The sequence below is a fragment of the Bacillus atrophaeus genome (assembly GCF_001584335.1).
Taxonomy (GTDB): domain Bacteria; phylum Bacillota; class Bacilli; order Bacillales; family Bacillaceae; genus Bacillus; species Bacillus atrophaeus.
Map to the genome: position 1 here is coordinate 538,757 of NZ_LSBB01000020.1, position 24,422 is coordinate 563,178.

Below are 24,422 nucleotides of genomic sequence, written 5' to 3' on the forward strand. Positions count from 1 at the left end.
AACCGGAGGTGTTCTATATGACGAAAAAAATCGGGATTGAACAATCACTGACGGATGTAGAAGCAGCTTTAAAAGAAAAAGGCTATGACGTTGTCATGATGAAAACGCCGGAAGACGCAGCCGGATGTGACTGCTGTGTCGTGACCGGTCTTGACAGCAATGTGCAAGGAATAGCAGACACATCGACACAGGCATCTGTTATTACAGCTTCAGGTATGACTGCTGATGAAATTTGCAGCGAGGTCGAAAAGAAATTTCATTAATCTAAAAACCGAAGCAGCAAGGCTTCGGTTTTTTGTATTTACTGGGCTGAGGAGGCATGATAACGGTCGAGCGCGTCTTTCATTTCTTTTCGAAGCACCCGTTCCACCCGCCATTGCTCCATGTTTTCTGTTTTGGCAATGATTCTGATAACAACCTCCGAAGCACCTAATTCCTGAACGCCGATCACATTAGGACCTTCTTTTATTTGCGGCAGCCCGGCAGCAGCATGATCACAGGCAGACTGAAGTATATGAATGGTCTCGTCGAGATTTTTTTCTAGCGGCACGCTGATATCAACCAATGCCTGCATCGTCCCCCGGGAATGATTGCTGACATTTATAATCCCACGGTTCGGCACATAGTTAAGTGTTCCGTCGAAGCTGCGGATTTGAGTGGTTCTTAAACCGACTTGTTCTACAATTCCGTCAAAATTGGCAGCAGTTATATAATCGCCGACATCTATCTGTTTTTCTAAAAGGATAAAGAAACCTGTGACGATGTCGCTGACAAGCCCTTGTGCGCCGAAGCCGACAGCAAGCCCTACAACTCCAGCCCCCGCGATTAGGGCAGTCGGGTCATAATGAAATAAATCAAGCACCATCACGATGAAAATGAAAATCAGTATGTAAGCAAACACGTTAAGCGTCAGCCCTTGCAGCGTCTGAGCCCGCCCTAAGGACAGGTTGTTTTGTTGTTCAAATTTCTGAAATAAGTGTTTAATGATTTTGCTGCCTAAAGAGCGGACGATTAAATAGATGAGAATGATCGCCAGCAGTTTTAATAATAAAATGCCGGCATTCGTTAACAGTCCGGGCCAGTCGTAGTCTTTTATAACGTCCATATGTGTCTTCCTTTCCTATGTATATTGCTGAAAGCTAAAAGTTTGTTTCCCCGTTCAGGAGCGTGTTAAACTTTTTGTAGTATTCCTTCACGGGATGTTAATTAAATTTATTCTTTTTTAATTTTGACTAAAAAAACTAACTCCGTTATAATTGTTTTGTGAAGTTATTAACTAAATGAGAATTTATTAACTCTATTCTCATTTTAATATGGCTTTAAAGCCAAAAAATATTGCTGGAGGGATTTACATATGGCAGAACGTATGGTAGGTAAACAAGCTCCTCGTTTCGAAATGGAAGCAGTTCTTGCAAATAAGGAATTTGGTAAGGTTAATCTTGAAGAAAACATGAAAAATGACAAATGGACAGTGCTTTTCTTCTATCCAATGGACTTCACTTTTGTTTGTCCGACAGAAATCACAGCTATGTCTGATCGTTATGATGAATTCGAAGATCTTGATGCGGAAGTAATCGGTGTTTCTACTGACACTATCCACACTCACTTGGCTTGGATCAACACTGACCGTAAAGAAAACGGATTAGGCGAATTGAAATACCCGCTAGCTGCTGATACGAATCATGAAGTATCACGCGAATACGGCGTATTAATCGAAGAAGAAGGCGTAGCGCTTCGCGGATTGTTCATTATCAATCCTGAAGGCGAACTTCAATACCAAACTGTTTTCCATAACAACATCGGCCGCGACGTTGATGAAACATTGCGTGTGCTTCAAGCGCTTCAAACTGGCGGACTTTGCCCGGCTAACTGGAAACCAGGCCAAAAAACATTATAATTCTTTTTTAACAGCGAAAAAGAGAAAGAAGGTCTAACAATTCGTTAGGCCTTTTTGACTCTTACTTTATTGGAGGGAAAAAAGATGAAATTACGTCAACCAATGCCTGAACTGACAGGTGAAAAAGCATGGTTCAACGGTGAAGTAACCAAAGAGCAATTGATTGGTGAAAAACCGACACTGATTCATTTTTGGTCAATCAGCTGCCACTTGTGTAAAGAAGCAATGCCGCAAGTAAACGAATTTCGTGACAAATATAAGGATAAGCTAAACGTGGTGGCAGTTCATATGCCGCGTTCTGAAGACGACTTAGACCTTGATAAAATTAAAGAGGTTGCAGCGGAACATGATATTTCCCAGCCTATTTTTGTCGACAGTGATCATGCTCTAACTGAAGCATTTGAAAATGAGTATGTGCCTGCGTACTATGTGTTTGATAAAACGGGCCAGCTTCGCCACTTCCAAGCGGGCGGCAGCGGAATGAAAATGCTTGAGAAGCGTGTGAATCGCGTACTTGCTGAAACTGAGCAAGCAGCCGAATAATTAAGTTTATCCAAAAACCTGATCAAAATCAGGTTTTTTTGTATGGATTATTTTTATATCAATTGACTGGTTCCATAATTAGTAAATGAATAAAATGTAATAAGTTTATTTTTCCATATTTGGATGTTGTAAATTGAAGGCGCAAAAAAGCGCTTTAAGCCTCCAATATTAGGAATTGACAGCATTTAGCGCTTTATTGTCTGAAAAAGCAGGTTCTTCACTGAATGAATCGAAAAATGTAGATATTGCACTATTTTTCTTTAAAGAAGTAATTTTAAGATATATTTTCAACTTTATGGCAAAAGAGAACAGGGGCCTACAAACCCCATGAATAAAGGGTTCTTTGATAAAAGTTTTATTTTCAGAAAATAGGGAATTTTTCATAGAGTAAATATAATAGTAAAATGATAAAATAATAGTTGATAAAATTACTTTTGTAATCTAATATCTTAAATAAAGCATGATAATTTTGATAGGGGGTTAAATGGATGTTTAATGAGAGGGAAGCTTTACGCTTGCGTTTGGAACAGTTAAATGAGGCTGAGGTTAAAGTCATCCGTGAATATCAAATAGAGCGTGACAAAATATATGCAAAACTAAGAGAGCTTGACCGCAATGGAAGCTCAGCAGCGGAAACAAAAAAAGATTTTCGCCCTGAAAGAAAAAGTGAGTCTCTTCCTGTGCTAGCCGAGCTCGCAGCACAAGAGATCAGAAGCTATCAGCCGCAGCAGGCATCACAGCCGCAGCCGCAATCCATCTCCTCTATTCCGGCGGGTATTCCGGACGGAACGACAAGAAGAAGAAGAGGAACGGCAAGACCGGGTTCAAAGGCAGCAAAGCTTCGTGAAGCGGCAATCAAAACATTAAAACGCCATAACGCAGCGATCAAAAGCTCCGAACTTCAAAAGGAAATTGAGAAGGAAAGCGGGCTTGAAATCCCTAATATGACAACGTTTATGCAAAGTTTAATTAAAATGTATCCGGAAGTGAAAAAGCCATATCGCGGCCAGTACATTTTAGAAGGCGAAATCGCTTCAGACTCTGCTGAAAATGTGACTGAATAATCTATAAAGAAAACTGCTTGGTTTGAATCAAGCAGTTTTTTGGTGCTATTTGGGCTTTTTATGAGAGGATATGTTCTTTTTTTCAAGCTTGTAAACCCACTTTTGAGACGGCTTTTGCTCTGCCGCGCGATCCTTCCATCCCGCTAGCTTTTCGTCCAGAGACTGATCGTGCGATTGGGTATGATCCAGCTGTTTTTGGAGCGTAAATACTTGTTCTGTCACATCCTCTAAAATGTTTTCTACATGCTCAGAATGCTCAAAAACAGTTTGATTTTCTTCAAGAGCTTCTTCTGTTTGCCGCGAGTGGCTATCAATATCGGCAAAATGAGAAGCAATCCAGGCGTCACTTTCGTCAAGCTGCCGTTTGTAGGATAAAATAGTTTCTTGAAATAGTTTTTCTTTCGTTTTTTCTATTTGAAGCAGCCTTTCCTTTGTTTCTAGTATTCGATCTTTTATATGATCAATTTCTATTTTAATATTTTCTAACTGAAATTCTTTTTCCGCGATTTGTACATTGAGCTTGATATTTTCATCTTTTACGGCGGCTGTTTGCTGATTGGCTTTAGATAATTCAGCCTTTTCGTTTTGGATGGCGGTCTTGAGGGCGTCAATTTGTATATGTAAATTTTTATTTTCTTCCTCGAATCTTACATTTGTGATGTGCAGGCGATGTTTTTCATCAATCTCTTTTTTGCGTTTATATGTTTCGTTTTGAAGAAGTTCCTGCAAGGTAACGATTTTATCAAGAAGTTCAGCTTTCACATGGTTTAATGATTGGCTTGTATCTAACGCATGCTTTTCTTTCGTTGTGATTTGTTCTAATTCAGCTGTCAGTGCTTGAAGCTTCTCTTTCATGCTTGAGTTTTCTTTTATCAGCTTATTGTTTTTCTGATGGAAATAGCTTGCCTCTAGCTCGGCGATTAACTTACGGCACCTGGCAAGTTCTGATTTTAAATAAAGGTTCTCCTGGGACATGTCATGGAAAAAAGGACCTGATATTTTCAATCGAACCATCTCCCTCGTGATGTTAACACTAAAATATGCAAAAGCCGGATAGCTATGCCTCTTTTATAAACAGACAAGCATTTAAAGATTGTCTTTGCCGATGAGCATTTGCTATTCTTTTTATATTATATAGGAGAGATGATATGAGACATGTAAACGTTTTGCTGGCAGGAGGAGCTTCCCGCCGATTTGGAGAACCGAAAGCATTTGTTAACTGGAGAAATAAGATGTTTTACGAATGGGCCAAAACGGCTTTAGGAGATAAAAAACCGGTCATCATCAGCCATCCGGAGCTGATCAAAAGATTTCAAGCATACGGGGAAAAAAACGTGTTTCAGGATGTGGAGCCGTTTCAAGGCTTAGGACCGTTAGCCGGCATATATACAGCTTTTGAAAAAACGGACGGTGATGTTTATACTGTTCTTTCTTGTGATACGCCGCTTATAAAAAGAAGCACTCTATTAGCTTTGAGGAATGGTCTGAATGAACGAACAGATGCCGTAGTTCCGGTTTCTGAGGGCAGAGAGCAGCCGCTCATGGCGGTGTATCATAAGCGGATCAGTTCATTTCTTTACGAGCAGCTTTCTCAAAAGCGTTTAAAGATATCGGACTTTCTGCACCAGCTTTCAGTGTGCTATGTGGATGCTGAAGAGCTTGGCGCAAAACCGGAAGAGTTTATGAATATAAATACACGCTGTGATTATCAGCAAATGGATGAACAATACTGACAAGCTTCTCCAAGGACTGACAGCGTGAAAACATGATATGATGAGATAAAAAAGCAGAGGGAGCAAGTTGGATGCAGGAGCGTTATTCACGGCAAACCAGATATAAGCCAATAGGAGAAGAGGGTCAGCAAAAGCTGGCTGGCAGCCATGTGCTTTTCGTCGGCGCCGGTGCACTGGGAACGGCCGGCGCAGAAGGCCTCGTGAGGGCGGGAGCTGGAAACATCACGATCATTGACCGGGATTATGTAGAGTGGAGCAATCTGCAAAGACAGCAGCTCTTTACAGAGGATGACGCAAACAATCGATTGCCGAAAGCAATGGCGGCTAAGCAGCATCTTACATCTATAAACAGTGATATACATATTGAGGCGCTTGTCGCTGAGGGAACAGCAGAAACACTTGAACCGCTTATCCGGCAAGCAGATGTCGTGATTGATGCGACCGATAATTTTGAAACGCGTATGATTATCAATGATTTGGCACATAAAACGAAGACACCTTGGATTTATGGAGCTTGTGTAGGCAGCCAAGGCATGTTCATGACGATCATTCCCGGTGTTACACCTTGTTTATCGTGTTTATTTGACCAAATCCCGGTTGGAGGGGCCACATGCGATACGGCGGGGATCATTTCGCCAGCCGTTCAGATTGTCTCGGCATATCAGCAGGCTGAGGCGCTTAAGCTGTTAACGGGAAAATCAGGGGCCGTTCAGCGCGGCTTCGTGACCTTTGATGTGTGGAACAATTTACATATGAAAGTCGATGTAGAACAAATCAAGCGGAATGAGTGCCCTTCGTGCGGATCTCAGCAGATTTATCCGTATCTTCAAGAATGGAATATGCCAAAGGCAGCCGTTCTATGCGGAAGAGATACCGTTCAAGTCAGGTCAGAGGCTCTGAAAAGAATTTCAAAGCAGCAGCTAGTTCAGCGTTTGGAGAAAATCGGCAAGGTAGAAGCTAATGAGTTCTTGCTTCATATTGTCTATGAACGGTTCAGAATCGTCATTTTTAACGATGGAAGGGCTCTTGTGCATGGAACAAAAGAAGTGAAAGAAGCAAACTCCGTTTTGGCGAGACTAATTGGAATGTAACAACAGGGGGTTTTTTAAAATGTTAGAGAAAAGAAAGCCGATACCGGTAGAGGAAGCAGTGCGGCGCGTCAGTGAATTTCAAAAACAGGGAAAGACAGAGTGGGTGCCGCTTGAAGACAGCCTTCATCGTTTTTTAGCTGAAGATGTAAAAGCGGATCACGATGTGCCTGCTTTTGACCGTTCTCCTTACGATGGCTTCGCTGTCAGAGCATGTGATACAGCCTCTGCCACTCGTGAAAAGGCAGTCCGATTCGAAGTTATTGACCATATCGGAGCTGGCGCGGTTTCTGAAAAAGAACTAGGTCCGTTTCAGGCAGTCCGCATAATGACGGGCGCTCAAATTCCAAAAGGAGCGGATGCAGTGGTCATGCTTGAGCTGACGAAAACGGATGAAGAAGGCGGGAAGACTTACATGTCTTTAAAGCGTCCGTTCAAGCCGGGAGATAACATCTCAAAAACAGGAGAAGACGCGCAAAAGGGAAGCTCATTGCTGAAACGGGGAACGAAAATAACACCCGGAGTAACAGCTCTTTTAGCGACATTTGGCTATGCCTCCGTGCCTGTTGTAAGAAAACCTGTCGTCGGCATTATAGCAACCGGAACTGAGCTTCTTAATGTCAGTGATCCGCTCGAACCGGGAAAAATCCGCAACAGCAACGCCGGAATGGTCTGCGCGCAAGTCATTGAAGCAGGAGCTTCTCCGCTTTATCTGGGGAAAATTTCCGATAACTTTGACGAAAGCTATGAAGCGGTAAAAGAAGCGATGAAAAAAGTCGACTTCCTGTTGACGACTGGGGGTGTCTCAGTAGGTGACTTTGACTTTTTGCCGGCAATCTATCAAAGGCTTGGGGCAAACGTTCTCTTTAATAAAGTAGCGATGAGACCAGGAAGCGTGACAACGGTTGCCCATGCAGATGACATGCTTTTGTTTGGTTTATCAGGAAATCCGTCCGCATGCTATGTGGGTTTTGAATTGTTTGTAAAGCCGATGATTCAAACATGGCTGATGAATGATAAGCCTCATTCGATATGCGCTGAAGCCACCTTAACAAAGGACTTTCCAAAACCGAATCCATTTACTAGATTTGTCCGCGCGTTTGTTTATCATCAGGACGGTAAACTTGCGGCGTCTCCGGTCGGTTTGGACAAGTCTAGTTCTGTGACATCGCTTGCCGAAGCCAATGCTTTTATTATTTTACCGGGCGGTACAAGGGGATACGAATCAGGCCGGACGGTTAAGGTGCTTTTGATCAGAGCAGAGAACGGAAGTGAATGGCCTTGGACCGCCCTCTCCCAATCCTCCAAATCATAGGGTATCAAAACAGCGGAAAAACAACTTTTATTGAGCGTGTACTGAGAGAAGCTGCAAGACAGGGACTACATGCAGGCTGTCTGAAGCATCACGGGCATGGAGGCGAGCCAGAGGCGTTTACTGAAGGAAAAGATACAGATCGCTATTCGGAGGCTGGAGCCGCAGCGTCAGCTGTTGAGGGGGCAGGCGTTTTGCAGCTCACTGCCCGGCGTCAGTGGGATCTTCCCCAGCTAATTGAGCTATATCGTTTTCTCGATGTGGACTGCCTTCTCGTAGAAGGCTTTAAAAAAGCCTCCTATCCTAAAGTTGTCATCTTAAAAGAAACGTCGGAATGGCGTGAACTTCAACAATTGGATCACATCATTGCCGTTATCTGCAGAAAAAAAGAACATGTGACAGCACAGAGCGGAGCACCCGTTTTCCATGTGGATGATCCGGCTGCCATCGCTTTTGTGCTTTCACAGTTGAAGGGAGGATCTGCATAATGGAACGTTTTCAGATTACGAAGCATCCAATTATTGCGGAAGACATTGTAAAGAAAGTCGAGAAACGGGAAGCAGGGGCGATTACCACTTTCATCGGGACAGTCAGAGAATGGACACATGGAAGAAAAACCGTTCGTCTCGAATACGAAGCGTACGAACCGATGGCTGTGAAAATGCTTGCGAAAATCGGAGCTGAAATTGAGGCTGAATGGCCGGGGGCTTCTGCTGCTATCACCCACCGTGTCGGCGTGCTGGATATCGGGGAAGCGGCGGTTGTGATTGCCGTGTCATCTCCGCATCGTAAAGCTGCTTATGAAGCAAATGAATACGCCATTGAAAGAATAAAACAAATTGTTCCGATTTGGAAAAAAGAAATATGGGAAGACGGTGAACAGTGGATCGGCGATCAACTGGAAAAAACTCCCTATCCAAACGGAAAGCCTGATATAGAAGGGGACGGGGCAAATGATTAAAATCCTTTTATTTGCGGGGTTGGCTGAACAGGCCGGTACCCAAATGATTGAGTACAATAAGGATCGGGCAACAACAGATGAAATAAAAGATCTGCTGAAGGAACAATACGGCCTTCAGTCCATTGACACAGCAATGGTAGCCATAAATGAAATATACGCAAAAGAAAATACTCCTTTAACATCGGGCGACACAATCGCCCTCATCCCTCCTGTCAGCGGAGGATGAAAAAAACCGGACGGCAAAGCTTTCAATGAGCTCAGGCCGCCCGGTTTTTTATTTGCATAAATGGCATTGTGCCCTGCATATAATGATGTTCTGTAGGCATTGATTTTTACATAAACCCTCCGTCTAAAAGGCGGAAAAAACCTCCATATTAAGTCTGAATTTTTAAAATATAGTAGAAATTGATTTTGGTAATCGATATAGTAATCACAAATTGCTAAAGAGAAAGGTGCTATAGAATGGAAACGTTTAAAAAGTTGAGACATTTTTACTGGCCGTATAAAAAAGTATTTATATGGTCACTTGCCGCAATGCTTTTGATGACAGCTATTACAGTTATTTATCCGATTATCCTGCAAATTACGATTGATGAAATTGTAATCGGCGGACGCTATCAGCTCGTGGCGTGGGTCAGTCTTGGTTTTATCGCTGTAATGGCGGTGAAAGGAACAGCCACCTTCTTTCATCAATATTTGGGTGATCTGTTTGGAATCAAATCTGTTTATCGATTAAGAAACGGCCTGTATGGAAAGCTGCAGAAACTTCCGTTTTCCTATTATGATAACGCCAAAACAGGCGATCTTATGTCAAGGCTGACAGCTGATGTAGAAGGGCTTCGTTTTTTCTTGTCATACGGGCTTTCAGAGCTGATTCGTTTTGTCTTGCTTGTGGCGATCAGCTTATCCGTTATGTTTTACTACTCTGTCCCCTTGACCCTTGTAACCATTGCAGTTCTCCCGTTTTTGGCAGTCGCTGTTTACCGGTTTGATAAAAGAGTACATCCCGCCTTCAGGGGAATCAGAAAATCATTTGCGAGTCTTAATACGAAGGTTCAGGAAAATATCAGCGGCATCAATACGGTCAAATCACTCTCAAGAGAAGATTTTCAGATCAGCGGTTTTAACAAAGCGAATCAAGAGTACCGTGCTACATTTTTACAGACTTCCTCGATTTGGTCGACATACTTTCCGCTGATGGAGTTTATCGGCAATATTTGTTTAGTTGCCCTCCTGTCTTACGGCGGCTACCTAGTCATGCAGAATCAGCTGAATCCCGGTGAGCTTGTGGCTTTTTTCAGTCTTGTCAACTATATGATGTGGCCGATTATGAACCTTGGCTTTGTCATTAATATGTTTTCACAGGCAAAAGCATCTGGAGAGCGACTGTTGGATATTCTTGAAAAGGAAGAAGACATCAGCGATCAGGTCCATGCTTTGACAGATCAAAAGCTGGCGGGTGATGTTGAGTTCAAACGGGTCTCGCTTCGGTACGTAAAAGAGGACCATGCAGTACGAGGCATAAATTTCACGGCAGAACGGGGAAAGATAGTCGGACTGTTCGGGCCAACCGGCTCCGGAAAAAGCACAATCACGCAGCTGCTCACCCGATTCTACAGCCCGGAAGACGGCATCATCACTATCGACGGCAAAGCGCTCACAGATTACTCATTAAAAACTCTTCGTTCAAACATCGGAGTTGTGCTTCAGGAATCTTTTTTATTCTCTTCTACTATTAAATCTAACATTTCTTACGGAAAGCCGGACGCTTCGATGCAGGAGATTGTAGAGGCTGCAAAAAGGGCGCAAGCACATGATTTTATCAAAGAGCTGCCTGATGGGTATGACACGATGCTTGGCGAAAGAGGCATGGGCCTTTCCGGGGGACAAAAACAGCGGATCGCGATTGCAAGGGCTATCTGTTTGAATCCAAGCATTTTAATATTAGACGATGCGACAAGCGCGGTTGATATGGAAACTGAACATCAAATTCAGCTTGCTTTAAAAGAAGTCATGAAAGGGCGCACGACTTTTATTATCGCCCACCGAATTTCTTCCCTGAAGCATGCTGATGAAATTCTTGTGCTGAACAAAGGGGAAATCTGTGAAAGAGGAACACACGAAGAGCTTCTTGTACAGAATGGCTATTATAAGAGAATTTATGACTTGCAATATCAAGATCTGAAAATAGTGAATGAACCGCATCAGGTCGGATAGGAGGGCTTATGGAAAGAACAAAAAAACAAGCGATCATGGAGCGGTTTTTTTACACCGCGGATGAAATTATTGAAAAGCCTTTTAACTGGGCGCAGATGTGGCGGCTGCTAAGTTATGTTAAACCTTATCGGAAAAATATCCTGCCGCTTTCTTTTCTTATGGTGATCATCGGGACGGCTGTAAGACTCCTCATTCCCATTTTAATTGGTGTTTATGTGCTGGATCACGCGATCTCCCGGCAAAACCCCCAGCTTCTTTTACAGCTTATCTTGATCATCAGCGGTCTGTACGTGATAAATTACGCGGCTAACATATTGAGAATACGCTGGATGAACCAGCTTGGGCAGCATGTCATTTATGATTTGCGCCAGCATTTATTCACACATGTTCAGCGCTTGTCTCATAGATTCTTTGACCAGCGGTCCGCAGGGTCTATTCTCGTTAGAATCATGAATGATATTAATTCCCTTCAGGAACTTTTTACAAGCGGCGTGATCAATCTGCTGACAGATCTTTTGCTTCTTCTCGGCATAGTCGTGATCTTATTCACGCTGAGTCCCGAGCTGACCATTGCGATCATGATTACATTGCCGATCATGTTTTTCATTTCAACAAGCCTGCGCAGAAAAATTCGCCGCTCATGGCAAATGGTGCGACTAAAACAATCTAAGCTCAACTCGCATCTAAACGAAAGCATCCAAGGTATCCGGGTGACACAGGCATATACACAAGAACAAGAAAATATGGCTTATTTTGATGGAGTGAATCATGAAAATTATCAATCTTGGCGGGATGCTACAAGAAAAAATGCGATGTTCCGGCCGCTTGTGGAACTGACAAACGCGGCAGGAACAGCTGTTTTGATCTGGTATGGGGCGACGCTGATTATGAATGGCACAGTCACGATTGGCATTTTTGTCTCATTTGCATTTTATTTAGGTATGTTTTGGGAACCGATATCACGGCTTGGTCAAGTGTACAATCAGCTCTTAATGGGAATGGCATCTTCTGAACGGATATTCGAGTTTTTGGACGAACAACCGAGCGTCAAAGAAATAGAAAATGCAATTCACATCAAGAAATTGAAAGGTGACGTTGAATTTGAGGATGTTGAGTTTTCTTACGATCACAAACGGAAAGCTCTTCATACTGTCTCTTTTTCAATCCCTGCCGGAACCACATTGGCGCTGGTTGGTCATACGGGCAGCGGGAAAACGACGATCGCCAATTTAATCAGCCGCTTTTATGATGCGACTGGCGGCACAATAAAAATAGACGGAATTCCCATTACTGATATGTCTCTATCCAGTCTGCGCTCACAAATCAGCATAGTGCTCCAAGACACATTTATTTTTTCCGGCACCATTATGGAAAATATTCGATTCGGAAGACCGAATGCTGCGGATCAAGAGGTTATAAAAGCCGCAAAAGCCGTCGGCGCAGACGATTTTATCTCAAGATTAGCAATGGGATATAAAACCGAGGTAGAGGAAAGGGGGAGCGCATTATCAGCAGGGCAGCGCCAGCTCATTTCCTTTGCAAGGGCGCTTCTTGCCGACCCGGCAATTCTGATCCTTGACGAAGCCACGGCAAGTATAGATACAGAAACGGAGGTCAAGATCCAGCAAGCGCTGAAAACCCTCCTGCACGGGCGCACGGCTGTAATGATCGCCCACAGACTTTCTACAATTCGCGACGCCGACCGGATTATCGTCCTTGACCATGGCAAAAAAATCGAAGAAGGCAGCCATAAACAATTAATGAACAAAGCGGGTATATACTCAGGGCTTGTGAAAGCACAATACAGCGTATCCTGAGATCTAAACTAACCTTCAGAGCTATCTGTCTGAAGGTTTCTCAATTTTAATAAAAATTAAATTTCGCAAAATTGGTTTTGTGATACACTTTTAGTATAAATATGGATGTTTACGAAAAAATGAAACTTTTTTTCTGAATTTTCGTATTTACATTCAGAACAATACATAGGAGGTTTTATAAAAATGGAGACCAATTTAGAAAAAGCCCACGAGGCTCAAACCGAAAAACCGTCACTTTTCGGAGTGATTACAAGCCCGGGTGTCCAGTTTGAGAGAATGAGAGTAAAGCCTGTTATTGGAATGCCGTTAATTATCGTTCTTGCAATGATTATCGTTGGAACTGTGTTGCAGGGATTAGGCATGGACTATGAGGGTTTGATGAGAGAATCTGGTTTGACAGGCCAGGAATTAGAAATGGCTCAATCATTTGCTGCCATAGTAGGAATCATTGGCGGTATTTTTGCAGGCGTTGCCATGTTGTTTATTGCGCCGCTTATTTATTGGCTTTGTGTAAAAATATCCGGGGGAACTACAACATATAAAAAAATGTTATCTCTCACACTTTTTATTTCTTTTATTACCAGCTTAGGCTTGCTTATTAATGGAATCGTTCTGTACTTTATTGATACAAATTCCTTTTATAGCGTCACATCCTTGGCGAGTTTAATTACTTCTGATCAGCCGTTAACAAGTGTTTTAAGTGCATTTGAAATTTTTAGCATTTGGGGATATGTTTTATTGGCTATCGGTCTGCAAAAAACAGGCGGAATCTCTAAGAAATCAGCATGGATTTCTGTCATTGTCTTGTTTGTTCTTATGCTGCTATATTCATTTATTACAGGCTTTTTCAATTCACAGGCAGGTGTATGATCATTGAAAAAACTTTGGATCGGAATCGGAATCGCAGCCATTGTCGCACTGTTTATCGGAATCAACATATATAAATCTGCCGCTCAAACGAGCGGCAGCACTGCGGAGAGTATAAAAACCGGGAAAATGGAAGAGGAGGAAATAGGTACAACTGTTATGGTCCCCGGCACTCTGAAGTTTTCTAATGAACAATATGTATTTTATGAAGCTGACAAAGGGACTCTTGCAGACATTAAGGTAAAAGAAGGGGACAAGGTCGAAAAGGGAACGGCTTTGATCAGCTATGAGAATGAACAGCTGAACCTGGAAAAGGAGCAAAACGCATTAACCGCCGAATCCAACCAGCTGCAAATTGATCAAATAAATGAAAAGAAGAATGCATTAAACAGTAAAGAAAAAGAGCTGACAAAGCAGCTGGGAGAAAAGGAAGCGAAAAAACAAATAGAGTCAGAACGCACTGAGCTTGAAATGCAAGAAAAGAGCGCCCAAATTGAATTAAAGCAATCTGAGCTGCAAAAGCAATCGCTGGCAAACCAAGTGGCAGACCTTGAGGTAAAAAGTGAAATGGAGGGAACCGTCATTTCAGTCAATCAAGAGGCGGCCTCGAAAAAGTCCGACATTCAAGAACCGGTGATACATATTGGAAATCCTAAAGACCTCATCGTTTCTGGTACGCTGTCTGAATACGATACGCTAAAGGTAAAAAAAGGCCAAAAAGTGACCCTGACATCAGATGTCATTCAGGATAAGTCATGGAAAGGCACGGTGTCCGCGGTCGGCCTTGTCCCTGACCAGCAAGAAAACGCCGCAGCATCAGGTACGGAGCAGGCGGTTCAGTACCCGCTTCAAGTCAAAATAAAAGGCAGCCTTCCGGAAGGCAAGCCCGGCTTCAAATTTATTATGAACATCGAAACAAATAAGCGTAAAGCGAATACCCTTCCTTCAAAAGCTGTGAAAAAGGAAGATGATACGTACTATGTATACGTAGTAAAAGACGGCAAGGCTCAGCGGACGGAAGTAAAAGTCGGTGAAACAACAGATGATTTGGTGGAAATTAAAGAAGGCGTTTCAAAAGATGATCAAGTCATTTTAAATCCTTCTGACGATGTTGCCGACGGAACGGATGTGAAGGCTTAATGATTCAGCTTTCTAAAGTGAAAAAAAGCTATCAGATCGGCAAGGAGACTTTTGATGTTCTCCATTCGATTGATCTTTTGATTGAAAGAGGAGAGTATGTCTCCATTATGGGGCCGTCCGGTTCGGGCAAATCAACGATCATGAATATTATCGGCTGTCTGGACCGGCCGACATCAGGCATTTACAGGCTGGACGGAGAGGACATTTCTTCCTATAAAGATAAAGAGCTGGCCGCTGTCCGCAACAAATCCATCGGCTTTGTATTTCAGCAGTTTCAGCTGCTACCCCGTCTGAACGCCAAAAAAAATGTCGAGCTTCCAATGATCTATTCAGGTTTTAATAAGAAAGAAAGGCAAGAAAGGGCTGAAAAGGCGCTGGAAAAAGTCGGATTAAAGGACAGAATGCTTCATATGCCAAATGAACTGTCCGGCGGGCAAAAGCAAAGGGTAGCCATTGCGAGAGCCATTGTAAATAATCCTAAATTAATTTTAGCGGATGAGCCGACAGGTGCGCTTGATACAAAAACAAGTGCCGCTATTATGGAACAATTTACGGAGTTAAATGCGGAAGGTACGACAATTGTGCTCGTCACCCACGAATCGGAAGTTGCTGACTACACAAATCGGGTGATTACCGTGCGTGACGGTGAAATCGTCCCTCTCCAAGAACAAAGGAGAGTGGGAGAATGAGCCTGTTAGAAAATTTGCGCATGGCTCTCAGTTCCGTGCTGGCGCATAAAATGCGCTCCATCTTGACAATGCTCGGTATCATTATCGGCGTTGGATCGGTTATTGTCGTAGTCGCTGTCGGGCAGGGCGGAGAACAAATGCTGAAGCAGTCCATCAGCGGACCCGGAAACACGGTAGAATTATATTATTTGCCAAGTGATGAAGAGCTTGCGAGTAACCCTAATGCCATGCAGGAAGCAAGTTTTACAGAAGACGATATTAAAGGATTGAAAGATATCAAAGGCGTAAAACAGGTCGTCGCTTCCTATGCCGGTAATATGACTGCCCGTTATCGGGAGGAAGAAACAGATACGTCAATCAACGGCATTAATGACGGATATATGAATGTAAATTCATTAGACATTGAAGAGGGCAGAAGCTTTACGGATAATGACTTTCTTTCCGGAAAAAGAGCGGGTGTGATTTCTCAAAAAATGGCGGAAGAATTATTTCATAAAAAAACTCCGCTCGGTCAAGTCGTCTGGATTAATGGGCAGCCAGTTGAAATTATCGGGGTGCTTAAAAAACAAACAGGTTTGCTGGCTTACGGGCTCAGTGAAATGTACGTGCCCTTTACGATGATGAAAACCTCTTTTGGCACAAGCGATTACAGCAATGTGTCTCTGCAAGTCGAATCAGCCGACATGATTAAAGAAGTCGGTAAAGAGGCGGTTCAGCTAATGAATGATCATCACGGGACGGAAGATTCTTACCAGGTAATGAATATGGAAGAGCTTGCGGCGGGCATCGGTAAAGTGACGACAATCATGACGACGATTATCGGCTCAATCGCAGGTATTTCTCTTTTGGTTGGAGGAATTGGTGTGATGAACATTATGCTTGTGTCAGTTACAGAAAGGACACGGGAAATCGGAATCAGAAAATCACTGGGAGCGACAAGAGGGCAAATTTTAACTCAATTCTTAATTGAATCCGTCGTTTTAACTCTGATCGGAGGACTGATCGGAATCGGAATCGGCTATGGAGGAGCCTCGCTTGTCTCTATGTTTGCAGGCTGGCCGTCCCTTGTATCATGGGAGGTCGTCTTAGGCGGTGTATTATTCAGTATGGTCATCGGCGTCATCTTCGGGATGCTCCCTGCAAATAAAGCCGCGCGTTTAGATCCGATTGAATCTTTACGTTACGAATAACCTCATGCAAAGCATGGGGTTTTTTTATGTATGCGTTTTTTACTATCAAATGAATATAATAGATTTTTTTATTTATGATAAGAAGAAAATTGTCATACAATCGTCCTTCTTTTTGTCGAATTTACAGTTTACAAACCATACTTGCATACGTTAATATGAACAAATGTGAAAGATTTTGATAGTTATTGAATGAATTTGAATGATTTTAGTTGTCTAACGTAAAAAAAGCGAATACAATTAGATTGTATCCAAAATGAATACGTTTTCATTGGAGGTGAAGCATGTTAACTCCTGAAAGGCATCAACTGATTATTGATCAGATTGAAAAGTACGATGTGGTTAAAATTCAAGAGCTGATAAACCTGACAAATGCTTCTGAATCAACGATAAGAAGGGATTTATCAACGCTCGAAGAACGCGGCTTTTTAAAGCGTGTTCATGGCGGAGCTTCAAAGCTTTCCGACATTCGGCTTGAACCCGACATGCTTGAAAAATCATCCAAAAACCTTCACGATAAATTGAAAATCGCTGAAACAGCGGCTTCTCTGTTGGAAGAGGGTGATTGCATTTATCTTGATGCAGGCACTACAACTTTACACATGATTGAATTTATGGATAAAAGTAAAGATATAGTCGTTGTCACAAATGGGATCATGCACATTGACGCTTTAATAAGGAAAGAGATTACTTTTTATTTGCTTGGCGGTTATGTCAAGCAAAGGACGGGTGCAATGATCGGCGGCACTTCTCTGACTGCGATGGAGCAGTACAGATTCGATAAAAGTTTTCTGGGAGTCAACGGCATTCATGCAGAAGCCGGTTATACGACTCCGGACCCTGATGAATCTCTTTTAAAGCATAAAGCGGTCAAACAGGCGAAAAACGCTTATGTGTTAGCAGATCCCTCAAAATTTGGAGAAATTTCATTTTCAGCTTTTGCCAGCTTAGGCGACGCAACAATCATTACCACTGACGCTAAGGAATGCACATTCGATAATTACCAAGAAAAAACTGTCGTAAAGGTAGTGAAACCATGATTTACACTGTAACGCTTAATCCATCTGTCGATTATATTGTGCACGTTGAAGATTTTATCGTCGGAGGGCTGAACCGCTCTAAATATGATACAAAATATCCAGGCGGTAAGGGAATCAACGTATCAAGACTGCTTAACAGACATCATGTTCCGTCAAAAGCACTCGGATTTGTCGGCGGATTTACCGGTGAATATATCAAATCATTTTTGAAACAGGAAAAACTTGAAACAGCGTTTTCCGAGGTCAAAGAAGATACACGTATCAATGTAAAGTTGAAAACCGGTGATGAAACGGAAATTAATGGACAAGGGCCGTCTATAACAAATGAAGATTTCAATACCTTTTTAGAGCAGTTCTCAGCGCTTAAAGAAGAAGATATCGTCGTCCTTGCGGGAAGTATCCCGTCCTCATTGCCGCAAGATACGTATGAAAAAATTGCAAAAGCGTGCCAGCAGCAGGGCGCCCGCGTTGTTTTAGATATTTCAGGCGAAGCGCTCACGAAAGCAGCTGACATGAAACCGTTATTGATGAAGCCGAATCATCATGAGCTTGGCGAAATGTTCAATACAACAATCGAAACTGTTGAACAGGCTGTTCCTTATGGGAAGAAGCTTGTTGAGCAAGGTGCTGAACATGTGATCGTATCAATGGCTGGAGACGGCGCGCTTTTATTTACAAAGGACGCTGTTTTCTTTGCCAATGTACCGAAGGGGAAATTAGTGAACTCAGTGGGAGCGGGCGATTCTGTCGTAGCAGGTTTCCTTGCGGGTGTATCGAAACAACTGCCGCTTGAAGAGGCATTTCGTTTAGGGGTTACTTCCGGAAGCGCAACCGCATTTTCCGAAGAGCTCGGAACAGAAGAATTTGTACAGCAGCTTCTCCCGGAAGTTCAGGTCACACGTCTATAGAGGAGGAAAGAAAGTGAAAATAACTGAGCTGTTAACGAAACATACGATAAAGCTGAACATTGAAAGCAAAGAAAAAGAAAATGTCATTGACGAAATGGTTACAGTACTTGACCAAGCCGGAAAACTGAATGACAGAGCAGCTTATAAAGAAGCAATTTTAAACCGTGAAAGCCAAAGCTCTACAGGAATCGGCGAAGGGATTGCCATCCCGCATGCGAAGACAGCAAGCGTCATAAATCCTGCTATCGCATTCGGACGTTCTAAAGAGGGTGTTGATTATGAGTCACTTGATGCACAGCCTGCGCATCTGATCTTTATGATTGCGGCTACTGAAGGCGCAAATAACACCCACCTTGAAGCGCTATCAAGACTCTCTACTCTTTTAATGAGGGAAGAAATCCGCAAACAGCTGCTCGAGGCTGAAACAGAAGATGCGATCATTGATATCATCAATGCACATGATAAAGATGACGACGAAGAGGAAGAAGAAAATGAGCCGCAAGCTCCATCATCAAAAGGGAAAATTTTAGCGGTCACAGCTTGTCCGACCGGAATTGCCCATACATTTATGGCAGCGGATGCGCTCAAAGAAAAAGCAAAAGAGCTCGGCGTTGATATCAAAGTGGAAACGAACGGTTCTAGCGGAATTAAGCATGCGTTGACGGCTCAAGAAATTGAAGACGCGCCGGCCATTATAGTTGCTGCTGACAAGCAGGTTGAAATGGAACGCTTTAAAGGAAAACACGTGCTTGAAGTGCCTGTAACTGCAGGGATCAGACGTCCGCAAGAACTGATCGAAAAAGCAGTAAATCAGGATGCTCCTATCTATAAGGGCAACGGCGGCGGTTCTTCTGCCGGCAGTGAAGAAGCTGAGTCCAAAGGCAAATCAGGCGGCATAGGAAACACGTTTTATAAACACTTAATGAGCGGTGTCAGCAACATGCTTCCGTTCGTTGTAGGCGGCGGTATACTCGTTGCGATTTCGTTCTTCTGGGGGATTAATTCATCCAAACCAGATGATCCGACTTACAATGCATTCGCGGCTGCTCTTAAGTTTATTGGCGGCGACAATGCATTAGCATTAATCGTGGCTGTTCTTGCCGGATTTATCGCAATGAGCATCGCAGACCGTCCGGGTTTAGCCCCAGGTATGGTCGGCGGTTTCATGGCATACCAGGCAGACGCTGGATTTTTAGGCGGGTTGATCGCAGGGTTCTTGGCTGGTTACATTGTCGTTCTGCTTAAAAAAGTGTTCGCCGGTATTCCTCAGTCACTTGACGGATTAAAACCAGTTTTGCTTTACCCGTTGTTTGGTATTTTCTTAACCGGTATTATTATGCGCTTTGTCATCAACACACCGGTAGCTGCTTTTATGTCGTTCTTGACAAACTGGCTTGAAAGCCTCGGCACAGGCAACCTTGTGCTTATGGGAATTATTTTAGGCGGTATGATGGCAATTGACATGGGAGGCCCGCTGAATAAAGCTGCCTTCACATTCGGAATTGCGATGATTGACGCAGGAAACTATGCGCCTCATGCGGCAATTATGGCGGGCGGTATGGTTCCGCCGCTTGGCATCGCACTTGCGACAACGTTTTTCAAAAGCAAATTCTCAAAACGTGACCGTGAAGCAGGGGTTACATGCTATTTCATGGGAGCGGCTTTCGTAACAGAAGGGGCGATCCCGTTTGCTGCAGCTGATCCGCTTCGCGTCATTCCTGCATCTGTTATCGGTGCAGCCGTAGCGGGCGGTTTGACAGAATTTTTCCGGGTGACATTGCCTGCACCTCACGGAGGAGTTTTCGTAGCCTTTATTACTAACCATCCGTTGCTTTACTTATTGAGTATTGTGATCGGTGCTGTCATAACGGCCGTTCTTCTCGGGATATTTAAAAAACCTGTTACAGAACAATAAGATGAAAAAAGCGTCCTTTAGGGGACGCTTTTTCTTCATCAGCCTATTTGGCAGCATGGTTAGGTTATGTATTTTATGATGAATTGTGATAAAGTAAAGATAATGAGAATCAACTGAAATAGTGATCGTCTAGGAGGAACCATTTTGACCGAAGAGAAAAATCCTAAAACTGAAAAACCGGTGAAAAAAAAATCCAATACGTATTGGGAATGGGCAAAAGCAATTGTCATTGCCGTGGTTTTGGCACTCTTAATCCGCCACTTTTTGTTTGAACCGTATTTAGTGGAAGGTTCATCCATGTATCCAACCTTGCATGACGGGGAACGTTTGTTTGTGAATAAAACCGTCAACTATGTCGGAGAGCTGAAGCGGGGAGATATCGTCATTATTAACGGCGATTCATCAAAAGTGCATTATGTGAAGCGGTTGATCGGTAAGCCTGGAGAAACCGTAGAGATGAAGGATGACACGCTTTATATAAACGGGAAAAAGATAGACGAGTCATATCTGTCTAATAATAAAAAAGATGCGAAAAAGCTGGGTGTTAATCTTACCGGGGATTTTGGACCTGTCAAGGTTCCGAAAGGGAAGTACTTTGTAATGGGTGATAATCGCCTGAATTCGATGGACAGCCGGAATGGACTCGGGCTTATTGCCGAAGATCGGATTGTCGGCACTTCCAAGTTTGTCTTCTTCCCATTTAACGAAATGCGCCAAACAAAATAAAAAACGCCATGCTGTACTCACTCCGGAGTCAGCAGGCGTTTTTTTACATTGAAAAAGAGGCAGCTATTGCGATAAACAATACGGTTACAAACACGGAGCCTATAATGGCTAACACACTGAAGAAAAGGTGAATTTGCTTTTGTTCTTTCCCCCGTTTTTGCCAAAAGCGCTTCGCAAATATGTGCGAAAATGTGTATATAAAAGCAATACCGATGTACAAGCCGATATCTTTGGCGGTAAACCCTGTTACGGCCAGATATACGCCTGTAAAAAAGATAAGTAAACAATATTCTGAAAGTGTTAAGAGCCTCAACGTAATCCTCCGTTACTATGGTCATTGACCTACTTCTTTTCTTCTATTGTAACATAGCTGCATCCCTTATCGTGTAAGTGTTTTCGGCTTCCATTTAGCAGGAAGCATTTCTCTTCCTTCTTATTCATGGTATACTTTTATTGATGATAGATACGATGGAGGATTATAAATGATTGCTGTAAATAATGTGAGCTTACGGTTTGCGGATCGTAAGTTATTTGAAGATGTAAATATTAAGTTTACGCCGGGCAACTGCTACGGATTAATCGGTGCGAATGGTGCGGGTAAATCAACATTTCTTAAGATTTTATCTGGAGAGCTTGAACCTCAGACGGGCGATGTCCATATGAGTCCGGGCGAACGCCTTGCCATCTTAAAGCAAAACCACTTTGAATATGAAGAGCATGAAGTATTAAAAGTCGTTATTATGGGCCACAAACGTCTGTACGAAGTGATGCAGGAGAAAGATGCGATTTACATGAAGCCTGATTTCTCTGATGAAGACGGCATTCGCGCTGCTGAACTTGAAGGCGAGTTTGCGGAGTTAAACGGCTGGGAAGCTGAAAGTGAAGCCGCAATTCTTCTGAAAGGGCTTGGTATTTCAGAGGATTTGCACTCTAAGAAAATGGAAGACTTGGGCGGATCAGAGAAAGTGAAAGTTCTATTGGCTCAGGCATTATTCGGGAAGCCTGATGTATTGCTGCTGGATGAGCCGACAAACCACTTGGACCTTCAAGCTATCCAATGGCTGGAAGAATTTCTGATTAATTTTGAGAATACCGTTATTGTGGTATCACATGACCGTCACTTCTTAAATAAAGTATGTACCCATATTGCTGATCTCGATTTTAACAAAATTCAAATCTATGTCGGCAACTATGATTTCTGGTATGAATCAAGCCAGCTTGCTTTAAAACTTTCACAAGAAGCGAACAAGAAAAAAGAAGAGCAAATTAAACAGCTGCAAGAGTTTGTGGCCAGATTCAGCGCAAATGCGTCTAAATCAAAACAGGCTACTTCAAGAAAGAAACTTCTTGATAAAATTTCTCTTGATGATATTAAACCGTCTTCACGCCGTTATCCTTACGTCAACTTCACACCGGAACGAGAAATCGGAAATGATGTTCTCCGGGTGGAAGGTCTGACAAAAACAATTGACGGAGTAAAGGTACTCGACAATGTCAGCTTTATTATGAATAAAGAGGATAAAATTGCGTTTACCGGACGCAATGAATTAGCTGTTACTACGTTATTTAAAATCATTTCCGGGGAAATGGAAGCAGACAGCGGCACATACAAATGGGGTGTCACAACGTCTCAGGCATACTTCCCTAAAGACAACAGCGAATATTTTGACGGCAGCGATGTGAACCTTGTTGACTGGCTTCGCCAATATTCGCCTCATGATCAAAGTGAAAGCTTCCTGCGCGGCTTCCTGGGCCGGATGCTATTCTCGGGTGAAGAAGTGCTTAAAAAATCAAATGTATTATCAGGTGGAGAAAAAGTCCGCTGTATGCTCTCGAAAGCAATGCTTTCAGGCGCTAATATTTTAATACTCGATGAGCCGACGAACCACTTAGATCTAGAATCCATCACGGCTTTGAACAACGGCTTAATCAGCTTTAAAGGAGCCATGCTGTTCACATCACATGACCATCAGTTTGTTCAAACCATTGCCAACCGTATTATTGAAGTAACACCTAAGGGCATTGTTGACAAACAAATGAGTTATGATGAATTCTTAGAGAGCAAAGACGTACAGCAAAAACTCTCAGAATTATACGCCTAACCAAAAAGCAGAGGAAACTCTGCTTTTTTTCTTTTTCACTTAAAGTGTTCAGAGTCGCTGAGGCCGTTGTAATAAAAAAATGAGACATTTCATTAAAGAAAAATTCATTATTGTCTGTTTTTACTGTAAACTTTTATTTTAAAAGGGGATAGAGTGTTATATGCTGTAGACATTGTATTTCAAGTGCAAGTAAATGAAACAAACAATAATCGCGGCAAGAAAGGACTTATCGAGACTTAGAGAGTTCACTATAATGAAGTAAATACATAAAGAGAAAGGATTGTTACCAATGAAAATTCTAGTGGCAGGAGCAGGCGGAGTAGGCGGATATATCGGCGGAAGGCTGGCGGAGCAGGGGAATGACGTTACGTTTCTCGTCCGCCAGCAAAGAGCCGCGAAGTTAAAGAAAACAGGACTCGTTATTAAAAGTGAAAAAGGTAATATATCGTTTCAGCCTTCCTTAATTCAGGCAGGAGAAAACGGATCTTTCGACGTTGTCATTATCGCCTCTAAGGCCTACTCTTTACAGCATGTGATAGAGGATGTCAAACCCTTTATTCATGCTGAGTCGGTCATTATTCCTTTTTTAAACGGCTATCAGCACTACGAGCAGCTGTTTGCGGCATTTGCGAAAAGCCGGGTGCTTGGAGGTCTTTGCTTTATCGAAAGTGCATTAAATGAGGAGGGTGAAGTAATTCATACAAGCGCTTCCCACCGTTTTGTGTTCGGCGAATGGAATGGAGAACAGACTGAGAGAATGAAAGAGCTTGAGAAGGTGTTTGCCAACGTTAACGCAGAAGTCATGGTAAGCAGAAATATAGAGAAGGACATATGGAAGAAGTATTTGTTTATTGCAGCTCAGGCGGGGATCACTTCTTTATTTCAAAAGCCGATCGGACCCATTTTGGAAACAGACAGCGGCCGAAATACTGCGAAAACCCTTATCGGAGAAATTGGTGCAATTTTGCGTGCGGAGGGGGTTCCGGCTGATCCTGATCTAGAGGAAGAGAGTTATTGCACGATGACAAAAATGTCTTATCAAATGAAATCCTCTATGCTGCGGGACATGGAAAAGGGACAAACAACAGAAGGAGACCATCTGCATGGCTTTTTGCTGGAAAAAGCAAGGGATTTATCAGTGATAGCTCCCGTTTTGGAAACCGTTTATGCGAATGTGCAAATCTATGAGGCGGAAACGAAATAAAAAAAGGAGGCG

Annotated in this window: 25 protein-coding genes; 22 read left to right on the forward strand and 3 right to left on the reverse strand. The window is 42.9% G+C overall.

All coding sequences use genetic code 11. The features are described from left to right. The first annotated feature begins 17 nt into the window (after positions 1–17). Positions 18–263, forward strand: a complete 246-nt coding sequence (locus AXI57_RS16405) for a YkuS family protein (protein WP_003327256.1) — start codon at positions 18–20, stop codon at positions 261–263. 38 nt (positions 264–301) lie between these two features. Here the strand turns inward: AXI57_RS16405 and AXI57_RS16410 are convergent, their stop codons facing one another. Then, complete coding sequence (locus AXI57_RS16410; protein WP_003327255.1) at positions 302–1,105, reverse strand: mechanosensitive ion channel family protein; 804 nt, start codon at positions 1,103–1,105, stop codon at positions 302–304. Between the two features lie 249 nt (positions 1,106–1,354). On the opposite strand from AXI57_RS16410, the gene ahpA reads away from it, so the two are divergent. The 3 genes from ahpA (at position 1,355) to rok (ending at position 3,504) form a co-directional block, all read left to right on the forward strand. Beyond that, positions 1,355–1,897 (forward strand): biofilm-specific peroxidase AhpA, encoded by a 543-nt coding sequence (gene ahpA / locus AXI57_RS16415; RefSeq protein WP_003327254.1) that lies wholly within the window; start codon positions 1,355–1,357, stop codon positions 1,895–1,897. A gap of 84 nt (positions 1,898–1,981) precedes the next feature. Further along, the gene (locus AXI57_RS16420; protein ID WP_003327253.1) at positions 1,982–2,440 is read left to right on the forward strand and encodes a TlpA family protein disulfide reductase; all 459 of its coding nucleotides are present in this window, start codon (positions 1,982–1,984) and stop codon (positions 2,438–2,440) included. 488 nt (positions 2,441–2,928) lie between these two features. Continuing rightward, complete coding sequence (rok, locus tag AXI57_RS16425; protein ID WP_003327252.1) at positions 2,929–3,504, forward strand: transcriptional regulator Rok; 576 nt, start codon at positions 2,929–2,931, stop codon at positions 3,502–3,504. A 45-nt stretch (positions 3,505–3,549) separates the two neighbouring features. On the opposite strand, the gene AXI57_RS16430 is transcribed toward rok, so the two are convergent. Continuing rightward, positions 3,550–4,509: a coiled-coil domain-containing protein gene (locus AXI57_RS16430; RefSeq protein ID WP_003327251.1), complete on the reverse strand. Its 960-nt coding sequence runs from the start codon at positions 4,507–4,509 to the stop codon at positions 3,550–3,552. Between the two features lie 143 nt (positions 4,510–4,652). Here AXI57_RS16430 and AXI57_RS16435 point away from each other — a divergent pair, with 143 nt between their 5' ends. The 16 genes from AXI57_RS16435 (at position 4,653) to sipT (ending at position 21,104) form a co-directional block, all read left to right on the forward strand. Further along, complete coding sequence (locus AXI57_RS16435; protein WP_061670699.1) at positions 4,653–5,237, forward strand: molybdenum cofactor guanylyltransferase; 585 nt, start codon at positions 4,653–4,655, stop codon at positions 5,235–5,237. 71 nt (positions 5,238–5,308) lie between these two features. Next, positions 5,309–6,328 carry a MoeB/ThiF family adenylyltransferase gene (locus AXI57_RS16440; protein WP_061670700.1) on the forward strand — a complete coding sequence of 340 codons (1,020 nt, stop codon included), beginning with the start codon at positions 5,309–5,311 and terminating at the stop codon, positions 6,326–6,328. 19 nt (positions 6,329–6,347) lie between these two features. Next, a complete protein-coding gene (locus tag AXI57_RS16445; RefSeq protein WP_061670701.1) occupies positions 6,348–7,640 on the forward strand; it encodes a molybdopterin molybdotransferase MoeA in 1,293 nt (430 codons plus the stop codon). Beyond that, on the forward strand, positions 7,601–8,125 hold the full coding sequence (mobB, locus tag AXI57_RS16450; protein ID WP_061670702.1) for a molybdopterin-guanine dinucleotide biosynthesis protein B: 525 nt from the start codon (positions 7,601–7,603) through the stop codon (positions 8,123–8,125). Before AXI57_RS16445 ends, mobB begins: the two co-directional genes overlap by 40 nt. Beyond that, positions 8,125–8,598 carry a molybdenum cofactor biosynthesis protein MoaE gene (locus AXI57_RS16455; protein ID WP_061670703.1) on the forward strand — a complete coding sequence of 158 codons (474 nt, stop codon included), beginning with the start codon at positions 8,125–8,127 and terminating at the stop codon, positions 8,596–8,598. The genes mobB and AXI57_RS16455 overlap by 1 nt, the downstream gene beginning before the upstream one ends. Then, entirely contained in the window at positions 8,591–8,824 is a 234-nt protein-coding gene (gene moaD / locus AXI57_RS16460; RefSeq protein ID WP_003327245.1) for a molybdopterin converting factor subunit 1, read from the forward strand. Before AXI57_RS16455 ends, moaD begins: the two co-directional genes overlap by 8 nt. Positions 8,825–9,060: 236 nt before the next feature. After that, the gene (locus tag AXI57_RS16465; protein ID WP_061670704.1) at positions 9,061–10,815 is read left to right on the forward strand and encodes an ABC transporter ATP-binding protein; all 1,755 of its coding nucleotides are present in this window, start codon (positions 9,061–9,063) and stop codon (positions 10,813–10,815) included. Between the two features lie 8 nt (positions 10,816–10,823). Next, on the forward strand, positions 10,824–12,632 hold the full coding sequence (locus AXI57_RS16470) for an ABC transporter ATP-binding protein (RefSeq protein WP_010788473.1): 1,809 nt from the start codon (positions 10,824–10,826) through the stop codon (positions 12,630–12,632). 183 nt (positions 12,633–12,815) lie between these two features. Next, complete coding sequence (gene yknW, locus AXI57_RS16475; protein WP_061670705.1) at positions 12,816–13,502, forward strand: YknW family membrane protein; 687 nt, start codon at positions 12,816–12,818, stop codon at positions 13,500–13,502. 3 nt (positions 13,503–13,505) lie between these two features. After that, positions 13,506–14,639, forward strand: coding sequence for an efflux RND transporter periplasmic adaptor subunit (locus AXI57_RS16480; protein WP_061670706.1), 1,134 nt, complete (start codon positions 13,506–13,508; stop codon positions 14,637–14,639). Further along, complete coding sequence (locus AXI57_RS16485) at positions 14,639–15,328, forward strand: ABC transporter ATP-binding protein (RefSeq protein ID WP_003327240.1); 690 nt, start codon at positions 14,639–14,641, stop codon at positions 15,326–15,328. Before AXI57_RS16480 ends, AXI57_RS16485 begins: the two co-directional genes overlap by 1 nt. Further along, positions 15,325–16,518 carry an ABC transporter permease gene (locus AXI57_RS16490; protein ID WP_061670707.1) on the forward strand — a complete coding sequence of 398 codons (1,194 nt, stop codon included), beginning with the start codon at positions 15,325–15,327 and terminating at the stop codon, positions 16,516–16,518. The genes AXI57_RS16485 and AXI57_RS16490 overlap by 4 nt, the downstream gene beginning before the upstream one ends. Before the next feature lie 281 nt (positions 16,519–16,799). Beyond that, positions 16,800–17,555 carry a DeoR/GlpR family DNA-binding transcription regulator gene (locus AXI57_RS16495; RefSeq protein ID WP_003327238.1) on the forward strand — a complete coding sequence of 252 codons (756 nt, stop codon included), beginning with the start codon at positions 16,800–16,802 and terminating at the stop codon, positions 17,553–17,555. Beyond that, a complete protein-coding gene (pfkB, locus tag AXI57_RS16500; RefSeq protein ID WP_010788477.1) occupies positions 17,552–18,463 on the forward strand; it encodes a 1-phosphofructokinase in 912 nt (303 codons plus the stop codon). The genes AXI57_RS16495 and pfkB overlap by 4 nt, the downstream gene beginning before the upstream one ends. 13 nt (positions 18,464–18,476) lie before the next feature. Next, complete coding sequence (locus tag AXI57_RS16505) at positions 18,477–20,378, forward strand: PTS fructose transporter subunit IIABC (protein ID WP_003327236.1); 1,902 nt, start codon at positions 18,477–18,479, stop codon at positions 20,376–20,378. A 144-nt stretch (positions 20,379–20,522) separates the two neighbouring features. Continuing rightward, entirely contained in the window at positions 20,523–21,104 is a 582-nt protein-coding gene (sipT, locus tag AXI57_RS16510; RefSeq protein ID WP_003327235.1) for a signal peptidase I sipT, read from the forward strand. A gap of 43 nt (positions 21,105–21,147) precedes the next feature. Here the strand turns inward: sipT and AXI57_RS16515 are convergent, their stop codons facing one another. Beyond that, positions 21,148–21,417 (reverse strand): hypothetical protein, encoded by a 270-nt coding sequence (locus AXI57_RS16515; protein ID WP_003327234.1) that lies wholly within the window; start codon positions 21,415–21,417, stop codon positions 21,148–21,150. Positions 21,418–21,586: 169 nt separating this feature from the next. Here AXI57_RS16515 and AXI57_RS16520 point away from each other — a divergent pair, with 169 nt between their 5' ends. Further along, positions 21,587–23,206, forward strand: coding sequence for an ABC-F family ATP-binding cassette domain-containing protein (locus AXI57_RS16520; protein WP_003327233.1), 1,620 nt, complete (start codon positions 21,587–21,589; stop codon positions 23,204–23,206). A 289-nt stretch (positions 23,207–23,495) separates the two neighbouring features. Further along, a complete protein-coding gene (locus tag AXI57_RS16525) occupies positions 23,496–24,410 on the forward strand; it encodes a ketopantoate reductase family protein (RefSeq protein ID WP_061670708.1) in 915 nt (304 codons plus the stop codon). The last annotated feature ends 12 nt before the right edge of the window (positions 24,411–24,422 follow it).

What these genes read in the sequence shown, in the direction of transcription:
- AXI57_RS16440 (WP_061670700.1), top strand. Translation starts at nt 5,309, where the DNA reads ATGCAGGAGCGTTATTCACGGCAAACCAGATATAAGCCAATAGGAGAA.
- AXI57_RS16470 (WP_010788473.1), top strand. Translation starts at nt 10,824, where the DNA reads ATGGAAAGAACAAAAAAACAAGCGATCATGGAGCGGTTTTTTTACACC.
- pfkB (WP_010788477.1), top strand. Translation starts at nt 17,552, where the DNA reads ATGATTTACACTGTAACGCTTAATCCATCTGTCGATTATATTGTGCAC.
- ahpA (WP_003327254.1), top strand. Translation starts at nt 1,355, where the DNA reads ATGGCAGAACGTATGGTAGGTAAACAAGCTCCTCGTTTCGAAATGGAA.
- mobB (WP_061670702.1), top strand. Translation starts at nt 7,601, where the DNA reads ATGGCCTTGGACCGCCCTCTCCCAATCCTCCAAATCATAGGGTATCAA.
- AXI57_RS16420 (WP_003327253.1), top strand. Translation starts at nt 1,982, where the DNA reads ATGAAATTACGTCAACCAATGCCTGAACTGACAGGTGAAAAAGCATGG.
- AXI57_RS16435 (WP_061670699.1), top strand. Translation starts at nt 4,653, where the DNA reads ATGAGACATGTAAACGTTTTGCTGGCAGGAGGAGCTTCCCGCCGATTT.
- AXI57_RS16445 (WP_061670701.1), top strand. Translation starts at nt 6,348, where the DNA reads ATGTTAGAGAAAAGAAAGCCGATACCGGTAGAGGAAGCAGTGCGGCGC.
- AXI57_RS16405 (WP_003327256.1), top strand. Translation starts at nt 18, where the DNA reads ATGACGAAAAAAATCGGGATTGAACAATCACTGACGGATGTAGAAGCA.
- AXI57_RS16520 (WP_003327233.1), top strand. Translation starts at nt 21,587, where the DNA reads ATGATTGCTGTAAATAATGTGAGCTTACGGTTTGCGGATCGTAAGTTA.
- AXI57_RS16455 (WP_061670703.1), top strand. Translation starts at nt 8,125, where the DNA reads ATGGAACGTTTTCAGATTACGAAGCATCCAATTATTGCGGAAGACATT.
- AXI57_RS16490 (WP_061670707.1), top strand. Translation starts at nt 15,325, where the DNA reads ATGAGCCTGTTAGAAAATTTGCGCATGGCTCTCAGTTCCGTGCTGGCG.
- yknW (WP_061670705.1), top strand. Translation starts at nt 12,816, where the DNA reads ATGGAGACCAATTTAGAAAAAGCCCACGAGGCTCAAACCGAAAAACCG.
- rok (WP_003327252.1), top strand. Translation starts at nt 2,929, where the DNA reads ATGTTTAATGAGAGGGAAGCTTTACGCTTGCGTTTGGAACAGTTAAAT.
- AXI57_RS16525 (WP_061670708.1), top strand. Translation starts at nt 23,496, where the DNA reads ATGAAAATTCTAGTGGCAGGAGCAGGCGGAGTAGGCGGATATATCGGC.
- AXI57_RS16495 (WP_003327238.1), top strand. Translation starts at nt 16,800, where the DNA reads ATGTTAACTCCTGAAAGGCATCAACTGATTATTGATCAGATTGAAAAG.
- moaD (WP_003327245.1), top strand. Translation starts at nt 8,591, where the DNA reads ATGATTAAAATCCTTTTATTTGCGGGGTTGGCTGAACAGGCCGGTACC.
- AXI57_RS16410 (WP_003327255.1), bottom strand. Translation starts at nt 1,105, where the DNA reads ATGGACGTTATAAAAGACTACGACTGGCCCGGACTGTTAACGAATGCC.
- AXI57_RS16485 (WP_003327240.1), top strand. Translation starts at nt 14,639, where the DNA reads ATGATTCAGCTTTCTAAAGTGAAAAAAAGCTATCAGATCGGCAAGGAG.
- AXI57_RS16465 (WP_061670704.1), top strand. Translation starts at nt 9,061, where the DNA reads ATGGAAACGTTTAAAAAGTTGAGACATTTTTACTGGCCGTATAAAAAA.